This is a genomic window from Vibrio sp. R-1, from assembly GCF_035615595.1.
Lineage (GTDB): Bacteria > Pseudomonadota > Gammaproteobacteria > Enterobacterales > Vibrionaceae > Vibrio > Vibrio cholerae.
This window is the reverse complement of record NZ_WPDC01000167.1, coordinates 1-2104: the sequence shown is the minus strand read 5'-3', so window position 1 is coordinate 2104 and position 2104 is coordinate 1. Positions and strand designations below refer to the sequence as shown.

The window sequence follows — 2104 nt, the reverse complement described above, 5'->3', positions numbered from 1 at the left end:
CTCCAAGTAGTTTGGGTGTATAAAAATCCTTGGACTATAGCGTTGATGGTTTGAACGCTCACTTAAGGCGTTATTTCTTATCCTTATCAGGTAATGTTTTGTCATTATTTCTCTGAGTTTAGATACACCTTTTCTCTCGGTTTCCCTCATCAAAATTGATACAAATCAAATTTGTCTGGCACGGGCAATTTGCGCTGCGCGGACTAAACCAATCCAGTGCCAATGACGTATGAGTCACTAAAGATGGTGGTTAGTGTTAACCCCATCACTGGTTTGTTTCATTTTTTGAGGAAAAGAGATGTTAGATACCCTCATGCTGTCGCGGATCCAATTCGCTGCCAATATCAGCTTTCATATACTGTTTCCCACCATCACCATTGCGTTGGGCTGGATATTGGTGTTTTTCAAATGGCGTTATTTACGAACACAAGTCAGTGAATGGCTCGATCTCTACTATTTCTGGGTAAAAGTGTTTGCGCTGACTTTTGCTCTTGGGGTGGTGTCGGGCATTACCATGAGTTTTCAATTTGGCACTAACTGGCCGGGCTTTATGGAGCGCGTGGGCAATGTGGCAGGTCCCTTACTTGGCTATGAAGTGATGACCGCCTTCTTTATGGAAGCGACGTTTCTTGGCGTGATGCTGTTTGGCCGAGGGCGAGTACCGGAATGGCTGCATACCTTATCGACTGTGCTGGTGGCTGTGGGCACCAGTTTATCTGCGTTTTGGATTCTGGTGCTCAACAGTTGGATGCATACTCCAGCCGGTTATGAAGTGATTGATGGAGTGGTGCATGTCACCAGTTGGAAGGAGGTGATTTTTAACCCCTCGATGCCATATCGCTTAGCGCATACTTTGCTGGCATCGGCATTGACGGCAAGTTTTTTGATTGCCGGGATCAGTGCTTATCAAGTGCTGCGTAATGCCAAACATCAAGCCGCCAAAATGGGCTTAAAAGTGGCCGTGAGTGTGGCCGCGTTAGCCATTCCTGTGCAGATCTTGGTGGGGGATTTACACGGCCTCAATACCTTAGAACATCAACCAGCGAAAATCGCGGCGATGGAGGGTGTATGGCAGACCGAGCGCGGCGCACCGCTACTGCTGTTTGCTCTGCCAAATGAAGAGACTCGCAGCAATGATTTTGCTCTTGGTATTCCGAATTTGGCCAGCTTGATTTTAACCCACGATATGAACGGGGAAATTGTTGGACTTGATGCCTTCGCGCCAGATCATCCCCCCGTCGCACCGCTGTTTTTTGGTTTTCGCGTCATGGTGGGAGTGGGTGTGCTGATGCTATTGGTCAGTTGGTTTGGCGCTTGGCGTGTATGGCGTAACAAACCGCTACCCAAACCCTATATGTATGCCTTAATCGGCATGACCTTTTCGGGTTGGGTTGCCACGATTGCGGGCTGGTATGTCACGGAAATTGGTCGCCAGCCTTGGCTGGTGAGTGGCGTATTGCGTACCGCTGAAGCCGTGACCCCCGTGGCCAGTAGCTCGGTTGGGATCTCGCTGACGCTTTATCTCATCACTTATGTTGTGTTGTTGGTCGCTTATGTTCACACCCTGTTTTACCTTGCACGTAAAACCGGACACGCACCGCAGGTTTCACCAAGCTCTACAAAGGCCGCGCTATGATGCAGTATTTGCCAGAAATTTATTTGTTGTTGTTGGGTTTCACCGTGTTTATGTACGCGGTGTTGGATGGTTATGACTTAGGCGTGGGCATTTTACTGCCGCGTAATGATGTGGCGCAGCGCGATCGAATGATCGCCTCGATTGGCCCATTTTGGGATGCCAATGAAACTTGGTTAGTGTTGGCGGTCGGTATCTTGCTGATTGCCTTTCCTACGGCACATAGCCTGATATTTACTGAGCTTTATCTGCCGACTGCATTGATGTTAATCGCGCTCATCATGCGTGGCGTCGCGTTTGATTTTCGGGCAAAAGCCAAAGCCGACCACAAAGATCATTGGGATCTGTGCTTTAAAATCGGCTCTCTGCTGGCCGCGCTTACCCAAGGCTATATGATTGGCCGCTATGTCGTCGGATTTGAATCTGCGCCTGAAGCTTATGCTTTTGCGGTGCTGAGTGCACTCTGTGTGG

At 49.0% G+C, this 2104-nt stretch carries 2 protein-coding genes; both read left to right on the top strand.

Features of this window, described 5'->3' with window-relative positions; all coding sequences use genetic code 11:
• Nucleotides 1-298: 298 nt before the first annotated feature.
• Nucleotides 299-1636 (top strand): cytochrome ubiquinol oxidase subunit I, encoded by a 1338-nt coding sequence (locus GOU96_RS17285; protein ID WP_000887578.1) that lies wholly within the window; start codon nt 299-301, stop codon nt 1634-1636.
• The coding region (locus GOU96_RS17280; protein ID WP_324702048.1) for a cytochrome d ubiquinol oxidase subunit II at nt 1633-2104 on the top strand (472 nt) is incomplete at its 3' end. The genes GOU96_RS17285 and GOU96_RS17280, both read left to right, overlap by 4 nt.